Below are 24115 nucleotides of genomic sequence, written 5' to 3' on the forward strand. Positions count from 1 at the left end.
GTGCTCCTGTTCGGGAAAGAGGGTGGGAGGGTCCGGCCGCCCGGTCGGGGGGAGTGGGCGGCCGGACCCGGTCTGCGGCGCGCTCAGCGCTCGGTGAGCGCCGGGACGGCGGACCGGTGCAGGACGAGCCGGGTGAGCAGCCCGCTGCCGAGGCCGGCCACGAGCGCGAGGGCGGCCCACCATGGCGGGTATGGCGTGAGGCCGAGGACCGCGTCGAGGGACCAGGCGCCGGGGCCGGTGGCGGCGAGAGCGGCGGCGGTAGCGACGAGGACGAGCGGATACTCGTACCCGTCGTTCTGCACCCATAGCCCATGGCGCCATTTCACGGTGAGAGCGACCGTCATGACCCCGATGACGCCGGTCGCCGCCAGCGGGGTCAGGAGGCCGGCGGCGAGCAGCAGACCCGATCCGATCTGCCCCCCGCCCGCCGCCAGGGCGGTCAGCACTCCGCCGCGGAACCCGTCCGCGCGGAACTCCTCCGCGCCGCCCTCGAGCCCCCTGCCGCCCAGGTGTGAACTGATCTTCTGCACCCCGTGGCCGGCGACGAGCAGGCCCACCAGCAGACGCAGGATCAGGATGCCGGTGTCCAAGGAGGTCAGCCCGCCGCGTGCGCGCCGATGACGCTCTGCGCGTACACGACGCCCAGGCCGTACGCGCCCGCATGCGCCTTGACGATCTCCATGACTGCGGGGTACGTCTCCTGGCGCGCCCAGTCGCGCTGCAGCTCAAGAAGTACCTGCACCCAGGTCACCGGCACCGCACCGGCGGCCAGCATCCGCTGCAGCGCGTGCTCGTGGGCGGCAGGGCTGACGCCGCCGGACGCGTCGGAGACCACGTACACCTCGTAACCCTGCTCCAAGGCGGAGAGGGCGGGCAGCACGAGGCAGACCTCGGTCCACAGGCCGGAAAGGATGATCTTCTTGCGCCCGGTCGCCTTGACCGCCGCCACGAGCGCCTCGTCCTCCCAGGCGTTCATGCTCGTACGGTCGATGACCTCCTGCTTGGGAAACACCTCGGCGAGCTGCGGCAGCAGGGGGCCGGAAAACGACTCGGCGGCGACCGTGGTCAGAACGGCCGGCACGTCGAAGGCCTGCGCCGCCTTGGCAAGACCCACGGTGCTGTTGATGATCGCGGCGCGATCGCCGCTCCCGGTACCGAAGAACATCTGCGGCTGGTGGTCCACGAAGAGCATGACCGAGTTGTCCGGCGTGAGCAGATCCTTGCTCGGGGCGGCCTGCACCTTGTTGATGTCGAACATGAGGGGTCCTCTCGAAGCAATCGGTAACGTGCCCGCCGCCTCCGCGGTTCGGCACTTCTTCAAGCTAGGAGCGATCCGACCGACCGCGTTGACCTCCCGCGCCCAGGAGTTGGCATGACAGCGCACAACCGGTCAAGGGCCAGAGCCGCACGGTGTCACGGGCGCCAACGCGCAAGTACGTGATTTTCAAGCGGCGGGACTGGCCCTAGGGCCAAGTAAGCGCTCTTCAAGGCGCCCGCCCTATTTACTCCCGCGCCACCCAAAGCTGACGCCGTAACAGGCTCTGGGCAGCCGCTTTTGAGTGCTTGTCCGCGCTGGGGAGAATCGAATGCCACTCCCTGCCTTCCGCCCAACGTAACGAGCCTGCCTGGCCTACCTGTTCGCCAGGGGCTGCCAAGCCGACCGCCCCGTGGCACATCACGAGGAGCGCGACATGAGTGCGCCGCCTCGATCCCCCTCCCACCACCACGCAAGGTGTGGCTTGTCCATTCAGCGATTGCCCTCGGCAGTCCACATGGCGATGAAGCAGGCGTGCGCGCTGCTCGTGGCGTACAGCCTTGGCGACGAGCGCGGAGGCGATCCGAATGCCGGACCTTCCGGGAGCGGACGACTACAAGGTCCTGCAGCCGGCACCCCCCGCCGCCCTCACCTCAGGCGAGCGCGCAGGAATCTGCCACCGAGCCGCACCGCCGCAAGTGTCGGCGGACTGTTGCGCAGAGCGGTCAATGACACGAAGTCGTGAAGCGTGCCCTGGAATCGCGCCGCCGTCGCGGCGACACCAGCCTGGCGCAACCGGCCCGCATACTCCTCCGCTTCGTCCCGGGCAACATCGGCCTCCGCTGTCACGATCAGCGCCGGCGGCAGCCCCGCCAGTTCGGCCGTACTGGCACGCAGCGGCGACGCAGTCGGCTCGTCCCGCTGCCGAGGATCGACCGCGTACTCCCGCCAGTAGGACCGCACGGCATCACGGGGTGAGCTGATATCCCGTGGCGAACAGCCGTTGGGACGGGCTGTCGCAACGGGCGTCGGTCAGCGGGTAGTACAGCAGCTGGGCACGGAGCTCCGGGCCTCCGCGCACCCGCGCACCCGCGCACCCGCGCCAGCAGCGTGAGGGCGGCGGCGAGGGTGGCCCCGGCGCAGTCTCCGGCGACCGCGAGCCGTTCGGTGTCAGCCCGAGCGCATCGGCCTGCCCGACGTCCAGGTCAACAGGGCGTAGCACTCTTCCCGGTCGACGAGGTGCAGTCCGGCGAGATCGACAAGCCGCAGATCGACGAGGAATGGATCACCATCCTGGGCGGCCCGACGGGCAGCGTCCGCGTACGCGTCGTGCGCCCCGCCGGCGTGACAGGCACCCTGCCGGTGATCCTCTGCCTCCACGGCGCAGGCTGGGTGTTCGGCAACGCCCACACCCACGACCGCCTCGTGCGCGAGCTCGCCGTCGGCGCGAACGCCCGCTGTGGTCTTCCCCGAATACGACCTCTCTCCCGAGGCCACGCACGGAGACGGCCTCGGCCGCCGCGTGGAAGACCAAGTCTTCCTGGGCGCTCGTGGTTGGCGCGGACCAGGCGATCAATCCCGAGGTCGAGCGCTTCGGAGCCAAGCGGGCCAGGGCAACGATCGTCGAGATCGAGGGCGCCTCGCATGCCTTAGCCGTGTCCCGGCCCCAGGAGGTCGCTGAACTGTTCCGCGACGCGGTACGCGCGACGAGCTGACGAGGCGGCGGGCGACAGGGCGGCCGCGCGGCGGCACTCATCACACGGTGAGTGCCGCCGCGCGGCCCTTCGGTCCCGGCACAGGGTGAGATCTCACCACGGGCTTGCTCGCCGCTGTTCCATCGTCACGACCACGACCAGGGCCGCCAGTAGTGCACCGGCGGTGAGGGCAGGTGCCGGGGAGAAAGCGGCCAGCAGGACACCAACCGCGGCGGCGGGATACGGAATCCGCTCGGCCACGGTTCTCTGATGGGGCCTGAGGTGCACAGCCCAGACGGTGATCAGAAAGACGGCCGCGGGGACGGTGACCGCAGCGCCCGCGGCCCACGGAGAGTCGTCCGTGCGACGCGTGACGTGATCGGCGTACGCGGCCAGGCCGGCTCCCTCGGCGGTCGCCGAAGCGAAGATCAGGTAGTGGCCGTAGGCCCAGGTGAATCTCCTACGGTGGGCCTGGTGCGTGGTGGCAAGCAGGGTATGCGCGGATCTGGTGAAGTACAGCCACCACATGGCGTAGGCCATGAACAGGCCACCGGCCGCGACCGCGTACAGCGAACCAGTGCCGTGGTGTCGGTCGAAGGCGCCCCGGACCGCGACGGTGGCCGCCGCGATGGACTCCCCGAGGACGATGAGGGTGAACAGTTCGTAGCGCTCGGCAATGTGGCGCGGATGCCATGGGGTCATCCCGGCGGACTGGGCCCACACCGGGACGGACACCTCGGCAACGATCAGCACCACAATCCCTGAAAGGCGTGCCGATGCCGGGAGGCCGAGCAGCCCGACCCAGCCGACCTGACAGGCTGTCACTCCGGCGGCGAAGCGCAGGGGGGTCGCCCGCCGGAATGGGTTGGACCACGCGGCGCGCAGCCACAGGACGGTCAATGCCGTGCGCAGCAGGACGTATCCGACGGTGATGACCCGCAGGTCACCCTCCTCGAACGCGCGCGGAACGCCGGCGGCGATCACGAGCGCCCCCGTGATCTGGACCAACACCGTCAACCGGTACGGGACGTCGTCCGGGTCGTAGGCGGAGGCGAACCAGGTGAAGTTCATCCACGCCCACCAGATGGTGAAGAAGACCAGCGCGAAGCGCAGAACTCCGGTGGCGTACTCCCCGTCGGCCAGCGCCTCGTGCAGGCTCCCGGACGCCTGCGTCACTGCGACAACGAAGCACAGGTCGAAGAGGAGCTCCAGCGATGTGGTGGTCCTGTGCGGCTCTCCGGGGTCGCGGCCCGGCATGGTCCGCCGTCGCACGGGCGCCGGGGCCGCGTGGGCGACCGGGGGGCGGCGGCTCAGCGGAGGGCTCCGAGCGCGGCCTCGACCGTCCGGTGGAACGTGGGATACGTGTAGATCATATGCTGGAGCCGGTCGACGGGTATCTCGGCGTGGACGGCCACGTTCAGTCCGTAGAGCACCTCGCCGCCTGCAGGACCCGCCGATGTCGCGCCGATCAACACGCCCCGGTCCGCGTCCTCGACAAGCTTGATGAACCCCTCGTTGCCCGGCCCGTGGATCCAGCCGCGCGTGGACAAGGCGACGGGCACCACACTGGTGCGTATCCGCAGCCCCCGCTCCCGCGCCTGCCGCTCCGTCAATCCGACGGCCCCGATCTCCGGATCGGTGAAGGTCACACGGGGCAGCGCGCGGTAGTCGGCGTCGGGACCGGGCTGTCCGAGGATGTCCCGGACGGCGATCTGCGCCTGATACATCGACACATGGGTGAAGGCGCCCCGGCCCGTGATGTCGCCGACCGCCCACAACCCCTCCCCCGCCCGCATCTGCCCGTCCGTGTGCACGGCTCCTGCCATGGGATCGAGCCCCACCGTGTCGACCGCCAGCGCGGACAGATCGGCGTGGCGCCCGGTGGCCACCAGAAGCCGTTCGGCACGAAGCGGCTCTCCGTCACCCTCGACACGGACGGTGAACTCGGTGCCGTCATGGCTGATCCGCCGCGCCCGAGCACCGGTGAGTACGGTGACTCCGTCCGCCCGCAGCACCTCCGTGGCCAGCTCACCGGCTTCCGATTCCTCCTGCGAAAGCAGCCGGCCCTGCCCCTCGATCACCGTGACCGCGCACTTGAAGCGGGCGAAGGCCTGGGCGACTTCGACGCCGATGGCGCCCCCGCCGAGCACAATCATCGACTCCGGCAACTCCTTGGCCGCCATGGCGTCCCTGTTGGTCCAGTACGGCGTCCCCTCAAGGCCCGGCACCGGGGGGATCCGGGGCCGCGTGCCGGTGGCCAGCACGACACCGCGCCGGGCTTCGATCGCGCGGTCGCCGACCGCCACCCGGCGCGGCCCGGAGAGACAGCCCCTCCCCCGGACGAGGCGACCGCCCTTGGCCGCGAGACGGTCGGCGGCGACTTTGTCGTTCCAGTCGTCGGTGGCCTCGTCGCGGATACGTCCGGCGACCCTGCCCCAGTCCGGTGTGACGACCGCTTCGCCGGCGAGAGCGGGCACCCGGCCCGCCTCGGCGAGCAGGTTCCCGGCCCGGATCATTGTCTTGCTGGGCACGCACCCCCAGTACGGACACTCGCCACCGACGAGTTCCGCCTCGACCCCCACCACGTCAAGGCCGGCTTCGGCCAGCGTGCCCGCGACGTACTCACCACCCGGCCCCAACCCGACGACCACCACATCCGCCTGCTCGTTCGCGCTCATTTTTGCCTCTCCTCGCGCCTCGGGCTCCACGGACGTGGGCCGCCGTGCCGACGCTAGATCGGCCGGCCGAAGGCCTGTGCCCGCCAGCGCACAGACGCTTGCCCGAAAGTGAACTCCTGGCACGGGACACCGCGCACTGTGCGCTGGCCGGCACCACCGCATGCGCTGCCGGTCAATGCGCCCTGCGTCGGGGCACCTAACGCCGCTCGGGTATGCACAGCACGGCACCACAGGAGGCTCACCATGACCACCACCAGCCTGTGAGCGGCAGCCAGCCGTGGCTGTACCAGAGGAGCAAGGTGACCCAGGAGTTCGGCACCGTCAAGCAGTTCCCGATCGGCCTGTCCTACGAGGCGCGGATGTACTCCTGTCAGCGCCTGAACAAGGTCCTGGCGGACACTCAGATCCTCTACGTCCTATACAAGAAGCATCACTGGCTGATGCGCGGGACGACGTTCTATCAACTGCATCTGGTCCTCGACAAGCACGCGGGGGAACAGCTGGAGATCGTCGACACCATCGCCGAACGCGTCCAGTCCCTGGGCGGCGTCGCGGTGGGCGGCCGCCGGCGCGTCGCCGAGATCACATCGATCCCGCGGCCTCCGAACGGAGTGGAGGAAGTGCGGCGATGCTGTCACGGCTCCTTGAAGTCCACGAGACCATCCTCGTCGAGGCCCACGATGCCGCCGCCCGGACCGGTGAGCTAGGTGACGACGGCACCAACGACCTCCTGGTCTCACAGGTGATCAGGATCGGGGAACTGCAGGCCCGGTTCCTGGCCGAGCATCTGGTCGACACCCCGCTCGTCCGCGCCTGAAGGATCGCGCCGATCCGCATACGATGCAGCGAGGATCGGCGGTTCTACGACTGGGCCGCCGCCCTGTGGGGCTCGTAAAGTCATCGCTGCAGGTGGGAGCCTACGTGCCAGGCCCTCCGCGATAGCTGGGATGCTGCGCGTGTGATCATCTCGATGCTGTACCGGGCCACCCGGGCGCTGCTGTCCATCCCCGCGGTCCTGCTACGCCGGGACACGGCCAAGGACGCCGAACTACTGGTGCTGCAGCACGAAAACTCGGTGTTGCGACGACAACTCAGCGGTCCGGTCCGCTACGAGCCCGCGGACCGGTTCTGGCTGGCCGCGCTGTCGTCGCTGATACCGCGCCGCTGCTGGAGCAGCGTCTTCGCGGTCACACCGGGGACGCTACTGGCCTGGCACCGCAGGCTGATCGCCAAGGAGTGGGACTACTCCGACCGACGCCGACGCACCGGGCGTCCACCCACGGCAGCCCCCGCTCAAGAAGCTGGTGTTGCGCCTGGCGCAGGAGAATCCGCGGTGGGGCCACCGGCGGACCCAGGGCGAACTGGCCCGACTGGGACACCCGATCGCGCCGTCCACGGTCTGGGAGATCCTGCACAAGGCCGGCATCGACCCCGCCCCGCGCCGCACCGGCCCGAGCCGGCGCGAGTTCCTCACCGCGCAGGCCCAGGGGATCATCGCGGCGGACTTCTTCCACGTCGACACGATCACCGACAGCCGGCTGTACGCACTGGCGTTCCTCGAACACGGCACCCGCAGACTCCACATCACCGGCGTCACCGCCCACCCCACCGCACAACGGGCGACCCAGCAGGCACGCAATCTCGCCGATGACCTCGGCAGCCGCGTCGAGTCGCTGCGCTTCGTGCTCCGCGACCGCGACAGCAAGTACACCGGCTCCTTCGACACCGTCTTCGAAGCCGAAGGCATGGCCGTGCTACTCAGCGCACCCCAGGCACCGCGCATGAACGCTCACTGCAAGCGAGTGATCGACACGATCCGCCGCGAGGCACTCGACCACGTTCTGCTCCTGAACGAGACCCACGCCCGGCAGGTCCCAGCCGAGTACCAGGACCACTACAACAGACATCGGCCGCACCGATCCCGCGATCAACAACCGCCCAAGGCCCAGGAACAGCCAGCAGTCCTGAATGGTTTCGAGCCCCGCAAGCTCTTGCACACCCGGATCCTCAGCGGAGCAATCAACGAGTACCGACATGCCGCTTGAACTGCAGCGACGACTTTTCGAGCCCCACAGGCCCACAGGAGCACTCGCCCCCAGCCGGACACCCCCGCCGACCTGCACCGCACGGCATCACTGCGTTCAACCTCTGGATGACGTGTGCACCGAGACAGGGAGCCCCCGCAGACATGGGGTCGGTGAAAGCCGTCAAGGGGTCGAGTGGGAGCACGGCCCCATGACAAGCTTTCGGACAAGGGGGCGAACAGCGCGACCCCTTGCCCCCTCCACCAGACCAGCCAGCGGAAATGCTCCCTGGGAGCGACCGGATCGGGTGACCACCCGTCCACCCCCAGTTGCCCCCCAGACTCCCGCTCCCTGGGAGCACAGGGAGCGGATCCCCGCTCCCAGAATTGCTCCCAAACACGAAGTAGGGGCCATCCGAAGATGGCCCCTACTTGCGACGTTTCCGTCGGGACGACAGGATTTGAACCTGCGACCCCTTGACCCCCAGTCAAGTGCGCTACCAAGCTGCGCCACGTCCCGATGCGCGTGTCCCGCTGTGTTCTGCGTGATCGCGCAGACAGAACTTTACCCCACGTTCAGGGGTGGTCCGCGCCCCCCGCCAGGGGTCTGGCGAGGGACAATCTCGGTATGAGCACCGCACCTGGACCTGATGACCGTGAAGACCGCGATGCCCGTGGCCGTGACCGCGACGCCGAAGGGCGGGCCCGCAACGCGCGGCCGCGTGATGGTCTCGGGCGGCCGTTGCCGTACGGCACCGAAGGCGTGGAGCGGCAGCCCGAAGGCGTCACGCGTACGCCCGAGGAGACGGTCACTCAGGCTCAGGAACTGCTCGACGCGGGGCGGCCCTTTCACGCGCACGAGGTCTTCGAGGACGCCTGGAAGTCGGGGCCCGAGGACGAGCGCGACCTGTGGAAGGGGCTCGCCCAGCTGGCCGTTGGGCTGACCCACTCGGCCCGCGGCAACCTCACGGGCGGGGCGCGGCTGCTGCTCAGGGGGGCTGGCGCGATCGACGCGGGGAGGAGAGGTGAGCGGCCGTACGGGATCGACGTGGACGGACTCGTGCTGTGGGCGCAGGAGTTGGCCACGACACTGGAGGGGGGCGGGGCGACGGTGGACGCCGCCGAGCACGCACCGCGGCTGCTTGGGGCCGGCGAGCGGGCTGATGGCGGGACAGACCGCGGGGCCGCCTCCGAGTGACACGGCAGCTGCGGGCCGGGGCCGGCAGCAGCTGACCGGCGACGCCACGCGAATCCAGCAGCAGACGAGCCGCACCACGCAAGCCCGGCAGCAGTAGACACCGCCCGTGCCGAAGCGCCCGCTCGACCCCGCCCCGGACAGGGCCGCATCTTCACGCCCCTCACAACCCCGGCGTCAGCAGGCACCGCCCGTGCCGAAGCACCCGCTCGACCCCGCCCCGGACAGGGCCGCATCTCCACGCCCCTCACAACCCCGGCGTCAGCAGGCACGGCCTGTGCCGAAGCGACCGGATGCCCCAGCCGGACGGCGCCCCGGACAAACCGCCCCACGGCGAACCGCGCCACCCCCGTACGGCAGACTCTCGGGGTGCGAAAGATTTGTGTCATCGGTATTGGTGCGGGCGACCCCGATCAGTTGACCCTGCAAGGGGTCAAGGCGCTGAAGAGCAGTGACGTGTTCTTCATCCTCGACAAGGGTGAGGAGAAGGACGACCTCGTTCAGCTGCGGCGTGATCTCCTCGACGCGCATCGCGCCGACGGTGCCTACCGCGTGGTCGAGGCGCGGGATCCCGCGCGTGACCGGAAGGCGGGCGGGGCGGAATACTCCCCTGCCGTCGGGGACTGGCGCAGCCGCCGTGCGGACATCTATGAGCGGCTCATCGCCGATGAGCTCGGCGAGGACGAGAGCGGTGCCTTCCTGGTGTGGGGCGACCCCGCTCTCTATGACAGCACCCTGGGGATTCTGGAAGAGGTCCTCCGGCGGGGGGCCGTGACCTTCTCGTACGACGTCGTGCCCGGCATCAGCAGCGTCTCCTCGCTCGCCGCCAGGCACCGCACCGGCCTGAACCGTGTCGCGCGGCCCGTCCAGATCACCACGGGGCGGCGCCTCGCCGACGGCGGCTTCCCCGAGGGCGTCGACGACGTCGTGGTGATGCTCGACGCCCATCAGGCTTTCCGCCGGTACCAGGGTGCGGACGGCGAGGAAGGTGGTGACATGTACATCTACTGGGGGGCCTATATCGGGACCGCCGACGAGATCCTCGTCTCCGGGCCCCTCGACGAGGCCGCTCCCCGCATCGAGGCCCTCCGGGCCGAGGCGCGCGAGCGCAAGGGGTGGATCATGGATACCTATCTGCTGCGCCGCAACCTGGACTGAGCGAACGGCCGAGTGAACGGCTGAGTGAACGGCTGAGCCAGCGACGGGGCTGTCGGGTGAGCCGCCCCTGCCCCTCCGTCACCGCAGCGCCCCACCCCCACCGTCACCGGAGCGGACCGGCCCCGCATGCACAGGCGCAGGCGCGGTGTGAGGGTGACCGTGTGACCACCACCGTCGAGCCCGCCGCCGAGGCCCCCGCCCAGGGGCCGCCCGTCCTGGACAAGCGCCGCCGCAACATCGTCTTCGTGACGATCATGCTGGGCATGCTGCTCGCCGCACTCGACCAGACCATCGTGGGCACCGCGCTGCCTACGATCGTGGCGGATCTGGGCGGCGCCGAGCACATGTCGTGGGTCGTGACGTCGTATCTGCTCGCGGAGACCGTTGCCACGGTGCTTGTTGGCAAGTTCGGTGACCTGTTCGGGCGCAAGGTCGTCTTTCAGGTCTCGGCGATCGTCTTCATCACCGGCTCGTTCCTGTGCGGTCTCTCGACGAACATGACGCTGCTCATCGCCTGGCGCGCCCTCCAGGGCATCGGCGCGGGCGGTCTCATGGTGACGTCGATGGCGTTGATCGCGGACGTCATCCCGCTGCGTGAGCGCGGGAAGTACCAGGGTGCGATCGGTGCCGTCTTCGGGGTGGCCACCGTCATCGGGCCGCTCCTGGGCGGGCTCTTCACGGATCATCTGACCTGGCGCTGGGCCTTTTACGTCAACGTGCCCATCGCGATCGTCGTGGTGATCGCCGCGGCGCGGAACATCCCCGTCGTGAAATCGGCGGTGCGTCCCGTCATCGACTATCTCGGCATCGCGTTCGTCGCCATCGGCGCCAGCGCGCTCATTCTGGCCACGAGTTGGGGCGGCAACCAGTACGCGTGGGGTTCGGCCACCATCATCGGGCTGTTCGCGGGCGGCGCGGTCGCGCTCGCGCTGTTCTGTGTCGTCGAGACGCGGGCCGCCGAACCGATGCTGCCGATGCGGCTCTTCGCCAACCCCGTCTTCACGGTCTGCTCGATCCTCAGCTTCATCGTCGGCTTCGCGATGCTGGGCGCGATGACGTTCCTGCCGACCTATCTGCAGTACGTCGACGGGGACTCGGCCACCATCTCGGGCGTGCGGACGCTGCCCATGGTGATCGGGCTGCTCATCGCTTCCATCTTCAGCGGCAACGTGGTGAGCAAGACCGGGACGTATCGGATCTTTCCCATCGTGGGTGCTCTGGTCATGGCGCTCGGGCTCTACCTGCTGTCGCTGATGGGCAGTGAGACCAGTACCTGGCTCGAATCGCTCTACATGTTCGTCCTCGGCACCGGCATCGGGCTCTGCATGCAGGTCCTGACGATCGCCGTGCAGAACACCGTCGTCTACGCGGATCTGGGCACGGCGACCTCCGGGGTCACCTTCTTCCGTACGCTCGGCAGCTCCTTCGGCACCGCCGTGTTCGGCACCATCTACGCCAATACGCTGAAGCCGAACCTGGAGGACGGGGTCGCCGCCGCGGCCGCGGCCGGGTCCGCGGATCCGGCCGTGGTGGCCAAGGCCGCGCAGAGTCCGCAGGGGCTGCACAGCCTTCCCGCGGAGTCGGCCGCGCCCATCATCAAGGCGTACGCGGACACGCTGCACACGGTGTTCCTGTGGACGGTGCCGGTGGCGCTCCTCGGGTTCCTGGTGGCCCTCTTCCTCAAGCAGGTGCAGCTGCGGGACAGCGCGCGGATGAGTTCCGCTGACATGGGCGAGGGCTTCGCGTCGCCGACGTCGGGCGGCAGCCCGGACCGCGTCCTTGAGCTGGCGGTCGGGAACATCATCCGCAGTACCGGCATGGACACCGCCCGTCGTGTCATCAGCGAGTCCGACACGCGGCTCGACATGGCCGGCGCGTGGGCCGTGATGCAGGTCGCGCTCTTCGACCGGATGGTCGGTCACGCCAATCTGAACCTGATCGCCGCCCGGCGGCAGCTGCCGCCCGAAGTGCTCGTGCCGGTCTTCAACCGCATGGTCGAGGAAGGCTTCCTCACCCGCGCGGGCATGCTCTTCTCGCACACCCCCGCCGGTGCACGCGAGGCCGACGTGATCGGCAAGGCGTGGTCCGGGTGGCTGGGCGAGCAGGTGGAGAGGGACAGCGGCCGTCCCGCCGACAAGGATCTCGTCAAGGCGGTCGACGCGATCGCGAAGCGGCTGCTCGTGGAGGACCTGGAGCATGGCCTCGCCCCCGAGGCGCGGCGGCCACTCCCGCTCCCGTCGAGGACGGCCTAGGTCAGGTCGCGACCGGAATCGAGACCGAAGCCGAGGCCGGAACCGAAGCCGCGACCGAGGCCGAGGCCATGTTCCAGGTGTGACAGCACGCCCGCCTCGTCCGGCAGCACCGTCGCGCCCTCCGGCGGCGGGGGACGGCGGACGATCACCACGGGTACGGCGAGCGCGCGGGCGGCGGTGAGTTTGGCCGCCGTGGCCGCGCCCCCGCTGTCCTTGGTCACCAGGACGTCGATGCGGTGGTCGCGCAGCAGCGCCGTCTCGCCCTCGACCGTGTAGGGCCCGCGGTCGAGAAGTACCTCGGTGTGGCGGGGCAGCGGCGGGTCGGGGGCCTCCACGGAGCGTACGAGGAAGTGGAGTTCCGCCAGGTCCGGCAGCCGCCGCTCGTCGGCGAAGGCGGCGAGGCCGAGACGGCCCGTGGTCAGGAAGATGCGGCGGCCCAGCGCGGGCAGCAGCGCCGCCGCGTCGGCGAGTGATGCGGCGTCGTGCCAGCGGTCGCCCGGCTCCGGGCGCCAGCCCGGCCTGCGCAGCATGACGGACGGAACGCCGGTGGCCGCCGCCGCGCGGACCGCGTGCTCGCTCATGGTGGCGGCGAAGGGGTGGGTGGCGTCCACGACGGCGTCCACCTCCTGTTCGCGCAGCCAGCCGGCCAGGCCGTCCACGCCGCCGAACCCCCCGACGCGTACGTCTCCTTCGAGCGCGGCCGGGCGCGTGACGCGCCCCGCGAGCGAGGTGGTCACACGGACGCCGGGGCGAGCGGCGAGAGAGGCGGCGAGCCGACGGGCTTCGGTGGTTCCGCCGAGGACGAGCACATGCATGGCCCCGAGGCTACGCGGCACGGTCGAGCGGGGGTTCCGGGCGGTTCACCGCGGCTGGTTGCGGTCACCGCGGCAAGTCACCGCGGCAACCTGCCGCGGATCGTCACGGCAAGTCGCGGCTCACCGCAGCAACAGCTGGAGGCCGCCGAGCACCGTCGCCCCGATCACGAGCTGCTCGAAGAGACGCTGGTTGATCCGGTGCACGGCAGCCTTGCCGATGAGGGCGCCCGGCAGGACGAAGAGCACGAGGGCCGCGTCGAGCAGCAGCGAGTGCGCGTCGATCAGGCCGAGGCCCACGCTGAACGGCACTTTGGAGGTGTTCACGATGAGGAAGAACCACGCCGATGTGCCCAGGAAGCTGAGCTTTCGGAAGCCCGCGGAAAGCAGATACATCGACATGACCGGGCCGCCCGCGTTGGCGACCATGGTGGTGAAGCCGCCGAGCACGCCGTAGGAAGGGGCCTTGAGCCGGGAGCGGCGCGCGGGTTCGGCCTCGTCCGCGGCGGTCCTGCGGCGCCATAGCGTGACCGCCGCCATCATCAGCAGGATCGCCCCGATCGACGTACGGACGACGGCGTCGTCGGCCCACATCAGGAAGACCGTGCCCACCACCACACCGCCCGCGACGGCGGGGAACAGCCGCCACAGGGTGGGCCAGTGGGCATGTCTGCGGTAGGTGAGGACGGCCAGGACGTCGCCCGCGATCAGGATGGGCAGCAGGACGCCCGTCGATTCGCGGGCCGGAAGGATCGCGGCGAAGACCGCCAGGCTGACCGTGTTGGCCCCGCTGACGGCGGTCTTCGAGAAGCCGACGAGCACTGCCGCGGCGGCGAGCGCGGCGAAACCCCAGATAGATATGTCCATGCCGAAAACAAATGCTAGACCCAACTATCTCAACGCCGTCGGGAGCGGCCACATCCTGGACGCCGGGACACCCCGAACCAGGCAGCCCGAACCAGGCCGCCCGGACCAGACAGCCCGGACTACGCCCCGCCGTAGGTGACGCGCAGCTCCCGCTTGAGGATCTTCATGCTGGGGCCGAGCGGCAGTTCGCCGGTGAACTCGACGCGGCGCGGGTACTTGTGGCGTCCCAGGTGTTCCTTGGACCACGCGGTGATGCCCGCCGCGTCGGGGGCCGAGCCCGGAGCCGCGACGACAACGGCGCAGATCTCCTCGCCGTGCACGTCGTCGGGCAGGCCGATCACCGCGACCTGCGCGACGTCCGGGTGGCGCATGAGCACCTCCTCGACCTCGCGCGGGTAGACGTTGAAGCCGCCGCGGATGATGACGTCCTTCTTGCGGTCGACGATGGCCAGGAACCCGTCGGCGTCCTTGGTGCCGAGGTCACCGGTACGGAACCAGCCGTCGACGACGGCCTCGGCGGTCGCCTCCGGGCGCCCCAGGTAGCCGGAGAAGACGTTGTGTCCGCGGACCACCACCTCACCCAGCTCGCCGGCCGGCAGGAGCTCGATCCGCCCCTCGACGTCGGCTCGGGCGATCTCCACGTCGACGCCCCACAGCGGGTGGCCGATGCTGCCCGCCCTGGTGCCGTAGACGGGCTGGTTCACAGAGGCGGTGGGCGAGGTCTCGGAGAGCCCGTAGCCCTCGTAGACCGGTACGCCGAAGGCCTCCTCGAAGCGTTCCAGTACGGCCATGGGCAGCGAGGCGCCGCCGGAGATCGCCAGCCGCAGCGTGGGGAGTTCGGGGGCCGTGGCCGCGGCGGCCACGAGGTTCACGTACATCGTGGGCACCCCGTGGAAGGTGTTGACGCCCTCCGCCGCCATCAGCTCGATGGCCCGCGCCGCGTCGAAGCGCGGCAGCAGGACGAGCGTCGCGCCCGCGCGCCAGGTCGCGTTCATGGAGACGGTCTGACCGAACGCGTGGAAGAGCGGGAGGGCGCCGAGCGCGACGTCGTCACCGCGCACGTCGTGGGAGTCGAAGGCGCAGACGGTCGCGTTCATCACCAGGTTGAGGTGGCTGAGCACGGCGCCCTTGGGGACTCCCGTGGTGCCGCTGGTGTAGAAGACGACGGCGGGGTCGTCGGCGTCACGTGTGACGTAGCTGGGGAGCGGCTCGGCCGCGCCCGCCAGGGTCTCCAGCTCGCCGTCCCCGCCGAGGGTCAGCATCCGTACGCCGGTGGCGGCGGCTGCGGCCTTGCCCGTCTCCGCCTGCGCGGGGTGGCACAGCAGCAGGGTGGCGCCGCTGTCGCGCAGGACGTGCTCGACCTCCTCCGCGGAGAGCAGGAGGTGTACGGGGACGACGACGCCGCCCGCGGCGAGGATCGCGTAATAGGCGCGCGGGAACTCCGCGGTGTTGGGTGCCATCAGGGCCACCCGGTCCCCCGGCCGCACCCCGAGCCCCACCAGCGCCGCCGCCTGCGCGCGGGCCTGCCTCCACAACTCTCCGAACGTCAGCCGCAGTTCACCCTCGACGAGGGCGGTGCGGTCCGGCCGGCGACGGGCGGGTTCGGCGAGGATCGCGGCGAGGGACAGCGTGGCCATGGGTGGTGCTCCGTTTCCGTACGTTCCGTGCAGCCTTTTCGGGGAGTGACTCAGCCGCGCTCGACGAGCAGCGCGCTGCCCTGGCCGACGCCCACGCACATCGTGGCGAGGCCGCGGGCGGCGCCGGTGCGGCGCATGCGGTGCAGCAGCGTGGTCAGGATGCGGGCGCCGGAGCAGCCGAGGGGGTGACCGATGGCGATGGCGCCGCCGGTCGGGTTCACCAGCTCCGGGTCGATGCCCAGGGCGTCGACGCAGGCGAGCGCCTGGGCCGCGAACGCCTCGTTGAACTCCGCCTCCTGGAGGTCGCCGATGGACCAGCCGACGCGGGCGAGTGCCTTCTGCGTGGCGGGTACGGGCCCGATGCCCATGACGTCCGGGTGCACACCGGCGGAAGCACCCGCGACGTACCGCCCGAGGGATTCGAGCCCGAGCTCGTTCAGGGCTTCCTCGCTGACGAGGAGGAGTCCGGCCGCGCCGTCGTTCATCGGCGACGCGTTGCCCGCGGTGACGCTGCCGCCCTTGCGGAAGACGGGACGCAGGCCGCTGAGCTTCTCGTACGAGGTGTCCTCGCGGATGCATTCGTCGAGCTCGACGAGGGTGCCGTCGGGCCGGGTGACGGGCAGGATCTCGTCGTCGAAGTGGCCGTTCTTGCGGGCCTCGGTGGCGCGTTGGTGGCTGCGCAGGGCGAAGGTGTCCTGGCGCTCACGGGAGACGCCGTAGCGCTCGGCGACCTCTTCTGCGGTCTCGCCCATCGCGAGGACGCCGTGCAGGTCCTTCATCGCCGGGTTGACCAGGCGCCAGCCGAGCCGGGTGTCGGCGGTCTCCATCTTGTGCGGCAGGGCCTCGTCCGGGCGCGGCAGGACGAAGGGGGCGCGGCTCATCGACTCGGAGCCGCCCGCGAGGACGATGTCGGCCTCGCCGGACGCGATCGTACGGGCGGCGGCGGTGACGGCTTCCATGCCGGAGGCGCAGAGCCGGTTCACGGTGGCGCCGGGCACGGATTCCGGGAGACCGGCGAGGAGGGCGGCCATGCGGGCCACGTTGCGGTTGTCCTCGCCCGCCTGGTTGGCGGCGCCCCAGTAGATGTCGTCGATCCGGGCGGGGTCCAGCTCGGGGGTGCCCGCGAGGAGGCCTCGTACGACGGTGGCGGCGAGGTCGTCCGGGCGGACGGAGGAGAGGCTGCCGCGGAGTTTACCGATGGGGGTGCGGCGGGCTGCGGCGAAGTGGACTGGGCGCACGATACGGCTCCGGATCGTTTGCGGTCATCGTCTGCGGGGTCACTGCATGACGGCCTTGACGTAAATTAGCACTGCTAGTTTTGGAGTCTACGGGCAGCGGGCGCCAGTGGGAAGGGTGACTTGTTCCACCAGCCTCACGCGCCGCGGATCACTGGCTCCGCCGGGTCGTCCACGATCGCCGGGCGGACCGCATTCGCCGGACGGGCCGCAGCTGCCGTATGGGCTGCAGCCGCCGCACGCGCCGCGATGACCCTAGCCACCACACGAGCCATTCAGCCGACGGCCACCCGCACCGGCCCGCCCCCCGCGTCGGCGTCCCCCGCCCAGCTCCCCGAGAGATACAGCCCCTGGTTGGGCAGCACCCTGCGCATCACCCGCTGCCGGTGCAGGCACCGCCCGTCCTGCGTGACCACCAGGAGGGGGCAGAACACGGCTTCCGCCGTCCGCAGGACGAAGCGGCCCCCAGGCCCTCCGGGCCCCTCGGCCACCTCGGCCCCCACCGGAGCACCGGGCGCGACCCGGTTCGGCGCCACCCACCGCAGTGGGGATTCGACCACCAGCGGTACCGCGCCGGAAGGCCACCCCGCACCCGCCAGACGGTCTCGTACCGGACCCGCGACCCGTACCCCCTCCTCCGCGGCCACTCGCGCCGGTTCCACCGCGTGCACCCCGTTGCCCACCGCGAAGATCCCGGGCGACGCGGTGCGGAACGAACCGTCCACCGCCGGGCCCCGCGTTCCGGGATCGAGGAGCACTCCCCCGCGCCGGGCCAGCTCGTGGTCGGGAACGAAGTCGCCGGTGAACACCACCGTGTCGCAGGCGAGCACCCGCTCCCGGCCGTCGCGCCGCCTCAGCCGTACCCCCGACAGCCGCCCGCGTCCCAGGAGTTCGGCCACCACCGCCCCGGTCACCAGCGGAACCCGGGCCACCCCGAAGCGAGCCGCCGCGGCCCGTACCGGGCTCACCTGGGCCCGCGCCTCCTCCGTGACGAGCGCCGCGACCTCCACGCCGGCGTGCCGCAGGGCGGACAGCGCCGCGTAGCTCACCGGCTCCGCCCCCACGACGACCGCCCGGGTCCCGATCTCCTGCCGGTAGACGTGGACCGCCTGCTGCAACTCCCCCGTGGTGAACACCCCGGCCGGGCGCGTCCCCGGCACGAGCCGCGCCGTCCGTGGCCGTTCCCGCGCACCCGTGGCCAGGACCACGGCACGCGCGGTGATCCGCTCCAGGCCGTGCGGTCCCGTCGTGTCCAGGGACAAGGCCCCGGCCCAGCCGGTGGCGCTCACCCCGGTCCGCACGGCCGCTCCGGCGCCGAGCGCGGCCTCGACGAGGCTCTCCGCGTACTGCGGGCCCGTCACTCCCCACCGCCCGAACCCGCCGTGGTGGCAGTGGCGCGGCACGCCACCGGCCCGCGCATCCCGTTCCAGGACCTCCACCGCGCCCGCGCCCGAAGCAGCGAGGCGGGTGGCCGCGGCGAGTCCCGCGGGGCCCGCGCCCACGACGAGTACGTCCACATGCCGCTGCCTCCTCATCGCCCCGCCCCCGACTCGCCCCAGCCGTCGAAGAGTTCACGTACCGCGGCCCCGCAGTAGAACCCCTGGCAGCGTCCGCCCCGCGCGCGTGTCCTGCGCCGCAGTCCGTCCAGTGACCCGGGCGGGACCGTGCTGATGAGGGCGTCCCTGATCTCTCCGCGGGTCACGCGCTCGCAGTGGCAGACGATGCTGCCGTACGCGGGGTCGGTCGCGATGAGGTCGGCGCGCTGGTAGGGGCGGGGGTACGCCTCGCCGAGGTTCGGCATGCTCACCGGGTCGAGGCTGCCGGGCACGGTCAGGTCGAGGTCGGGTCCCGCGGCCTCGGCGAGCAGGCCGACGACGTATTCCGCGATGGCCATCGAGGCGGTGAGGCCGGTGGAGCGGATGCCGCCGACGGTGATGCACCGCTCCTCGGGGCAGGCGTGGATCTGGTAGTCGTCGTGCTCGGTGGCCGCCCGCAGCCCGGCGTAGACCGCGGTGACCTCCTCGTCCAGCAGGGCGGGCAGGATGCGCCGGCCCTTGGCGCGCAGTCCGGCGAGGCCGTCCTCGGTCGTGCCTGTCGCCCTCTTGTCGTCCAACTCCTCGGCGGTGGGGCCGAGAAGGACGTTTCCGTACACGGTGGGCGCCACCAGGACCCCCTTGCCGAGCGCCGTCGGCACCGGCAGGAGGATGTGACTGACCAGGTCGCGGGCGAGCTTGTCGAAGACGATGAGCTGGCCGCGGCGCGGGGTCACCGTGAACTCGCCGCGCCCGAGCAGCCGCCGGTCGAGCGCGTCGGCGTGCAGACCCGCGGCGTTGATGAGGTAGCGGGTGCGCACGACACCGCGGGGCGTGGTCAGTGCATGGCATGCAGAGCCGTCGGGCGACGACGCGCCGACCTTCTCCACCGCGCAGTTGAGGTGCAGGTCCACTCCCCCGCGCACGGCCTGAGTCGCGTACGCGAGTGTCGTCGTCCAGGGGCAGATGATGGACTCGCCGGGGACGGAGAGCGCCCCCAACGCGCCTTCTCCCAAGTGTGGTTCGCGGGCGCGGACCTCGTCGGCGCCGATGATGTGCGCCTCGTCGTATCCGTTGCGTTCCGCCTTCTTCAACAGGCCCGGAAGTGCCGCGAGTTGCTCCTCGTCCCAGGCGACCAGCAGCGCGCCGACCGGTTCGACGGGGATGCCCGACTCGGCGGCGTACGCGCCGAGCAGACGGCTGCCCTCCCGTACGAGACGGGCCTCCAGGGATCCCGGCACGGCATCGAAACCGGTGTGCAGGATGGCGGTGTTGGCCTTCGACGTGCCGTCTCCCACATCGCCGGACGCCTCCACCAGGGCGATACGGAGGCGGTGGTGTCCGGCCAGCTCCCTGGCGATGGCCGAGCCGACCACTCCGGCGCCGACGACCGTCACGTCGTAGGGCTCGGAGGGCAGCGGACCCTTGGCCGTGACGCTCACGGCGTCGGTACGGGCGCGCGGTCGAGGAGGGCGTCGACGGCGGAGCGGAAGCCCCCGAGGCGCTCGGCGGCCTGCGTGGCGTCGATCTTCGGCTCGTACACGGTGGATGGCCGCCACCGCGGGACGGCGTCCCGCACCGTGAGCTTCGGGTCCAGGCCCATGCGGGCGACAGCACCCACGCCGAGGGCGGTGACATCGGGCAACGCCGAGACTTCGACGGGCAGTTGAAGGAGGTCGGCCTGGGTCTGCATCAGGACGGCCGAGCGGGTCAGACCGCCGTCGACGCGCAGGCTGGTCAGGGGTTCACCCAGGTCGGCGGCCACGGCGTCGGTGAGGGATGCCACCTGGGCGGCGACGCCCTCGCACAGGGCGCGGACGAGATGGCCGGGGGCCGTGTCGAGGCCGAGGCCGGTGATCGAGCCGCGCAGGTCGCCGCGCCACCAGGGCGCGGCGAGTCCGGCGAGCGCGGGCACGAACGTGACGCCGCCCGTGTCCACCACCGACGAGCCCACCAGGTCGAGGTCCGCCGCTCCTTCGATCACGCCGAGGTCCGTGAGCCAGCGCACGGCGGACGCGGCCGTGTAGACCTGCCCGTCGAGGCAGTAGCTGCTCTCCCCCGCGAGGCGCCAGGCGACACAGCTGACCAGGCCGGATTCACCGCGTCGCGGGCGGGCGCCGGTCTGGGCGAGCAGGAACGCGCCGGTGCCGTAGGTGCACTTGGCGGTGCCCGGCTCGGTCACGTCCTGGGCGAGCAGCGCGGCCTGCTGGTCGACGAGGAGTCCGGTCAGCGGGAGTTCGGGGCCGAAGGCCTTCGTGGTGCCGACCGGGCCCGCCGCGTCGACGACGCGTGGCAGCCGCTCGTCGGCGAGGCCGAAGAGGTCGAGGGCGCGCTGTGACCACGTGACGTCGTCCAGGTCGAGGAGCTGGGTGCGTCCGGCGGTCGCCGCGTCGGTGACGAACTCGCCGGTGAGCCGGTGGACCAGCCAGGTGTCGCTGGTGGTGACGACGCCTTCCCGGGTGAGGTGGCGGCGTATCCATGCCATCTTGGGCGCGGCGAAGTAGGGGTCGAGGGGCAGTCCGGTGAGGTGCCGCAACTCATCCGCGTACGGGGAGAGTTCATTGCACAGCGGCTCCGCGCGCCGGTCCTGCCAGACGATCGCCTCCGTGAGCGGGCGGCCCGATGCGGGATCCCAGGCGAGCACCGTCTCGCCCTGGTTGGCGAGACCGACCGCGGCGACGGGCTCCCCCGCGTCGGCCAGGGCGCGGCGTCCCGCGTCGACGACCGAGGCGAGGAGCGCCGCAGGATCGACCTCCACCCGACCTCCGGGGAGGTGGCGCGGGCGTACGGGCGCGGCACCTGAGCCGATCACCCCGCGGTCCGGACAGAGCACGAGCGCCTTCGTGCCGGACGTGCCCTGGTCGATGGCGAGGACAGCCTCGCCGCGCGGTCCGCTGCCATTGGTGATCACCGCGGAAGCCTGCTACAGCGCCCAGGAGGGCGTCAAGAGCCCCTCTACTGGCCGGTTCCCGACTGACTTTTCCTCAAATTACCAATTGGCGCGCCGAGTTGAACACAAGTCGTGCCGAAAAGATCCACGAACTGCCCTGAAAATAGAAGCTACAGATCTACACTGACCGCCGAACAACATCATTCCGTCCTAGGCCAGTTCACGCCACCAGCCCACCGCACCTCCCCCACAGAGGATTCATGCCCACTCCGTCAGGCCGCCCCGTGTACCACCCGGCGGGCCACGACGAACAGTTGCGCGCCGTTCTCCAGGACCTCAAGACGGGTCGCTGGGTGTCGACGCGCAACCTGCTCGACTCGACACCCGACTGGGGACTGTGGACGCAACGTACGCAGATCCTGGCCGCCGCCGTGGCCGGCTCCGATCTGGTCAGGACCTGGCAGGCCGAGGAACCGCACAGCGCCGCGGCGACCGTTCTGCACACCAGGGTCCTCGTCGAGCGGACACTGCGCGCCCATCGCGCCGGACACCGCCACACCAACGAACTGTGGCGCGAGGCGGCAGCGGCGTGCGGAGCCGCGATCGACGCCTCGCCCGAGGACCCCGTGCCCTGGGTCTGCCTGCTCGCCCTCGCACAGCTCGACAAGGGGCAGCGCTGGGACGAGCACCGGGTCCCGGCCCCCGAGCCGATGCTGTTCCCCGGCCCCTGGCACCTCCTCGCGGAGGCCGACAAGCGCGACCCGGGCAACCGTGAGGCCTACCACCGGATGCTGCAGTTCGCGTACACCCGCCGCCCCGGCGGCCCGCTCACCGAGGCGGTCAACTTCGCCCACTGGGCCTCGGGTTCGGCGCCCGCGGGATCGGCGCTCCACGCACTGCCCCTGTATGTGCGCGTCGAGCGGTACCGCAAGGACGGCGGCGCCGAACACGCCCTGGACCTGCACTGGATAGGGGAGGACGCGACCCGCTCGGCCCTGCGCGCGCTGCACCTGTGGTTTGAGCACGCGCTGCCCGCTGCGACCTCGCTCCTGGACCTCAGCCACCTGGCCCACGCGTTATGGGGCGCGCATGAATTCCAGCACGCGGCCAGGGTGTTCGAGGCCCTCGACCCCTTCTACACCGTGGCGCCGTGGACGTACCGCACGCGGTCGCCCGGTGACGCGGACGCGGCGGCCGAGGCCTTCATGCAGGCACGTACGCGCTGTATGAGCGCCGTACGAGACCCGGGCTGACGCCCCCGGCCACGGGCCCCGGCCGCAGCCTCCCGAATCAGCACCACCAGCTCCCCGGTCCACCGCCCCCCGACGGAGGTATATCCGTGTCCCGCACCACCTGGTCGAGTCCCGCATCGACCGCGGCCCCGCTGCCCGACGAGGAACAGAGGCTCAGGGAGCTCGGCTACCAGCCGGTCCTGGCACGCCGGATGGGTGGCTTCGGCAACTTCGCCATCAGCTTCTCCGTCATCTCCATCCTCTCCGGCTGCATGACCCTGTACGGCTTCGGGCTCGGCACCGGCGGCCCGGCCGTGATGCTCTGGGGCTGGGCGGGCGTCGGCCTCTTCGTGCTCTTCGTGGGCATGGCGCTCGCCGAGGTCACCAGCGCGTACCCGACGTCGGGAGCGCTCTACTACATGGCCGACCGGCTCGGCGGGCGGCGCTGGGGCTGGTACACGGGCTGGCTGAACCTCCTCGGCCTGCTCGGCGCGATAGCGGGCATCGACTACGGCGCCGCGCTGTTCACCGGGGCGTTCCTCAACCTGAAGTTCGGCTTCACGCCGACCCCCGAGAAGACCTTCCTGATCTTCCTCTGCATCCTGCTGCTGCACGCCGTCCTGAACCTCTTCAACGTGCGTCTGGTCAGTCTGCTCAACTCGATCAGCGTGTGGTGGCACGTGGCAGGTGTCGCGGTGATCGTGGGCGTCCTGGCGATCGTGCCGGACCACCACCAGTCGCCCGGTTTCGTCTTCGGCGAGTTCGTCAACCACACCGGGTGGGACAACCCGCTCTACGTCACGGCGATCGGCCTGCTCCTCGCCCAGTACACCTTCTGCGGGTACGACGCCTCCGCGCACCTCTCGGAGGAGACCTCCAACGCGTCGGTGACCGCGGCGCGCGGCATCGTGCGTGCCATCTGGGCATCCTGGATCGCCGGTTTCGTGCTGCTGGCAGGGCTGACGTTCGCGATCCAGGACTACGCGGGCACCCAGAACACCGAGACCGGCGTGCCGCCGGCGCAGATCATGATCGACGCGATCGGCGAGTCCGGTGCGACCGCCCTGCTGCTCATCGTGATCGTGGCGCAGCTGTTCTGCGGCAACGCGGAGACGGCCGCCGCCAGCCGCATGGTGTTCGCCTTCAGCCGCGACAACGCGCTGCCCGGCTCGAAGGTGTGGCGCAAGGTCAGCTCCCGCACCCAGGTCCCGGTGCCCGCCGTGTGGCTCTCGGTCGGTCTTGCCGCCGTCATCGCCCTGCCCTCGCTGTACTCGACGACCGCGTACACGGCCGTGACCGCCATCAACGTCATCGGGATCACTCCCGCGTACGCCATCCCGATCTACCTGCGGCTGCGGGCGGGCGACCGCTTCCAGCCGGGCCCGTGGAACCTGGGCCGCTGGAGCAAGCCCATCGGCTGGATCGCGGTGATCTGGGTGGTGTTCGTGACGGTCCTGTTCTGCCTGCCGCAGGCCTCGCCGGTGACGGTCGACACGATGAACTACGCGTCGATCGCGCTCGTCGTGGTGCTGACCCTCGCCACGGTGTGGTGGTTCGTGGCGCGTCGCTCCTACAGCACGCCGTCGGCGTACGGGTCGGAGCGGGAGCAGGCGGAGATCGCGGAGGACATCATTTAGGCGGACCTGTCTCGAACG

Annotated in this window: 20 protein-coding genes, 1 tRNA gene and 2 pseudogenes; 9 read left to right on the forward strand and 14 right to left on the reverse strand. The window is 70.8% G+C overall.

The features are described 5' to 3' along the window. Positions 1–83: 83 nt before the first annotated feature. The 4 genes from OG302_RS07400 to OG302_RS07415 all read right to left on the reverse strand — a co-directional run bounded on the left by OG302_RS07400 (position 84) and on the right by OG302_RS07415 (position 2635). Positions 84–590 carry a DoxX family membrane protein gene (locus tag OG302_RS07400; RefSeq protein ID WP_371526006.1) on the reverse strand — a complete coding sequence of 169 codons (507 nt, stop codon included), beginning with the start codon at positions 588–590 and terminating at the stop codon, positions 84–86. Between the two features lie 5 nt (positions 591–595). Beyond that, positions 596–1258: a hydrolase gene (locus OG302_RS07405; RefSeq protein ID WP_371526007.1), complete on the reverse strand. Its 663-nt coding sequence runs from the start codon at positions 1256–1258 to the stop codon at positions 596–598. Between the two features lie 645 nt (positions 1259–1903). Further along, entirely contained in the window at positions 1904–2239 is a 336-nt protein-coding gene (locus tag OG302_RS07410) for an alpha/beta hydrolase fold domain-containing protein (RefSeq protein WP_371750045.1), read from the reverse strand. A 186-nt stretch (positions 2240–2425) separates the two neighbouring features. Continuing rightward, positions 2426–2635 carry a hypothetical protein gene (locus OG302_RS07415; RefSeq protein ID WP_371750395.1) on the reverse strand — a complete coding sequence of 70 codons (210 nt, stop codon included), beginning with the start codon at positions 2633–2635 and terminating at the stop codon, positions 2426–2428. Here OG302_RS07415 and OG302_RS07420 point away from each other — a divergent pair. Beyond that, positions 2536–2970: an alpha/beta hydrolase gene (locus tag OG302_RS07420; RefSeq protein WP_371526008.1), complete on the forward strand. Its 435-nt coding sequence runs from the start codon at positions 2536–2538 to the stop codon at positions 2968–2970. The two genes, OG302_RS07415 and OG302_RS07420, sit on opposite strands and share 100 nt — an antisense overlap. Positions 2971–3063: 93 nt before the next feature. Here the strand turns inward: OG302_RS07420 and OG302_RS07425 are convergent, their stop codons facing one another. Then, complete coding sequence (locus tag OG302_RS07425; RefSeq protein ID WP_371526009.1) at positions 3064–4206, reverse strand: low temperature requirement protein A; 1143 nt, start codon at positions 4204–4206, stop codon at positions 3064–3066. A gap of 53 nt (positions 4207–4259) precedes the next feature. Then, complete coding sequence (locus tag OG302_RS07430) at positions 4260–5627, reverse strand: NAD(P)/FAD-dependent oxidoreductase (RefSeq protein ID WP_371526010.1); 1368 nt, start codon at positions 5625–5627, stop codon at positions 4260–4262. Between the two features lie 359 nt (positions 5628–5986). On the opposite strand from OG302_RS07430, the pseudogene OG302_RS07435 reads away from it, so the two are divergent. The 3 genes and pseudogenes from OG302_RS07435 to OG302_RS07445 form a co-directional block, all read left to right on the forward strand. Then, a pseudogene (locus OG302_RS07435) lies at positions 5987–6106 on the forward strand (ferritin-like domain-containing protein); the annotation flags it as partial. A gap of 107 nt (positions 6107–6213) precedes the next feature. After that, entirely contained in the window at positions 6214–6444 is a 231-nt protein-coding gene (locus OG302_RS07440; RefSeq protein WP_371750046.1) for a ferritin-like domain-containing protein, read from the forward strand. 153 nt (positions 6445–6597) lie between these two features. After that, positions 6598–7672 (forward strand): annotated as a pseudogene (locus OG302_RS07445) (integrase core domain-containing protein). Positions 7673–8096: 424 nt separating this feature from the next. Here OG302_RS07445 and OG302_RS07450 read toward each other — a convergent pair. Continuing rightward, a tRNA-Pro gene (locus tag OG302_RS07450) sits at positions 8097–8170 on the reverse strand. 108 nt (positions 8171–8278) lie between these two features. Here OG302_RS07450 and OG302_RS07455 point away from each other — a divergent pair. The 3 genes from OG302_RS07455 (at position 8279) to OG302_RS07465 (ending at position 12255) form a co-directional block, all read left to right on the forward strand. Then, complete coding sequence (locus tag OG302_RS07455) at positions 8279–8848, forward strand: DUF309 domain-containing protein (RefSeq protein WP_371526011.1); 570 nt, start codon at positions 8279–8281, stop codon at positions 8846–8848. Between the two features lie 366 nt (positions 8849–9214). Next, positions 9215–10003, forward strand: coding sequence for a precorrin-6A synthase (deacetylating) (cobF, locus tag OG302_RS07460; RefSeq protein WP_371526012.1), 789 nt, complete (start codon positions 9215–9217; stop codon positions 10001–10003). 254 nt (positions 10004–10257) lie between these two features. After that, positions 10258–12255 carry an MDR family MFS transporter gene (locus tag OG302_RS07465; protein WP_371750047.1) on the forward strand — a complete coding sequence of 666 codons (1998 nt, stop codon included), beginning with the start codon at positions 10258–10260 and terminating at the stop codon, positions 12253–12255. On the opposite strand, the gene OG302_RS07470 is transcribed toward OG302_RS07465, so the two are convergent. The 7 genes from OG302_RS07470 to OG302_RS07500 all read right to left on the reverse strand — a co-directional run bounded on the left by OG302_RS07470 (position 12252) and on the right by OG302_RS07500 (position 21249). After that, entirely contained in the window at positions 12252–13070 is an 819-nt protein-coding gene (locus tag OG302_RS07470; RefSeq protein WP_371526013.1) for a cobalt-precorrin-6A reductase, read from the reverse strand. The genes OG302_RS07465 and OG302_RS07470 overlap by 4 nt on opposite strands. 120 nt (positions 13071–13190) lie before the next feature. Further along, positions 13191–13934: a sulfite exporter TauE/SafE family protein gene (locus OG302_RS07475; protein ID WP_371526014.1), complete on the reverse strand. Its 744-nt coding sequence runs from the start codon at positions 13932–13934 to the stop codon at positions 13191–13193. Between the two features lie 119 nt (positions 13935–14053). Then, positions 14054–15571: a long-chain fatty acid--CoA ligase gene (locus OG302_RS07480; protein ID WP_371526015.1), complete on the reverse strand. Its 1518-nt coding sequence runs from the start codon at positions 15569–15571 to the stop codon at positions 14054–14056. A gap of 50 nt (positions 15572–15621) precedes the next feature. Next, complete coding sequence (locus OG302_RS07485; RefSeq protein ID WP_371526016.1) at positions 15622–16809, reverse strand: acetyl-CoA C-acyltransferase; 1188 nt, start codon at positions 16807–16809, stop codon at positions 15622–15624. A 272-nt stretch (positions 16810–17081) separates the two neighbouring features. Next, a complete protein-coding gene (locus tag OG302_RS07490; protein ID WP_371526017.1) occupies positions 17082–18341 on the reverse strand; it encodes an FAD-dependent oxidoreductase in 1260 nt (419 codons plus the stop codon). Beyond that, complete coding sequence (locus tag OG302_RS07495; RefSeq protein WP_371526018.1) at positions 18338–19780, reverse strand: FAD-dependent oxidoreductase; 1443 nt, start codon at positions 19778–19780, stop codon at positions 18338–18340. Before OG302_RS07495 ends, OG302_RS07490 begins: the two co-directional genes overlap by 4 nt. Next, the gene (locus OG302_RS07500) at positions 19777–21249 is read right to left on the reverse strand and encodes an FGGY family carbohydrate kinase (RefSeq protein WP_371526019.1); all 1473 of its coding nucleotides are present in this window, start codon (positions 21247–21249) and stop codon (positions 19777–19779) included. The genes OG302_RS07495 and OG302_RS07500 overlap by 4 nt, the downstream gene beginning before the upstream one ends. A gap of 239 nt (positions 21250–21488) precedes the next feature. Between OG302_RS07500 and OG302_RS07505 the strand changes: the two genes are divergently transcribed. Both OG302_RS07505 and OG302_RS07510 read left to right on the forward strand, forming a co-directional pair. Further along, a complete protein-coding gene (locus OG302_RS07505) occupies positions 21489–22481 on the forward strand; it encodes a hypothetical protein (protein ID WP_371526020.1) in 993 nt (330 codons plus the stop codon). Between the two features lie 80 nt (positions 22482–22561). Continuing rightward, on the forward strand, positions 22562–24097 hold the full coding sequence (locus OG302_RS07510; protein WP_371750048.1) for an amino acid permease: 1536 nt from the start codon (positions 22562–22564) through the stop codon (positions 24095–24097). Positions 24098–24115 lie beyond the last annotated feature (18 nt).

Origin of the sequence: Streptomyces sp. NBC_01283 (genome assembly GCF_041435335.1) — a bacterium.
Lineage (GTDB): Bacteria > Actinomycetota > Actinomycetes > Streptomycetales > Streptomycetaceae > Streptomyces.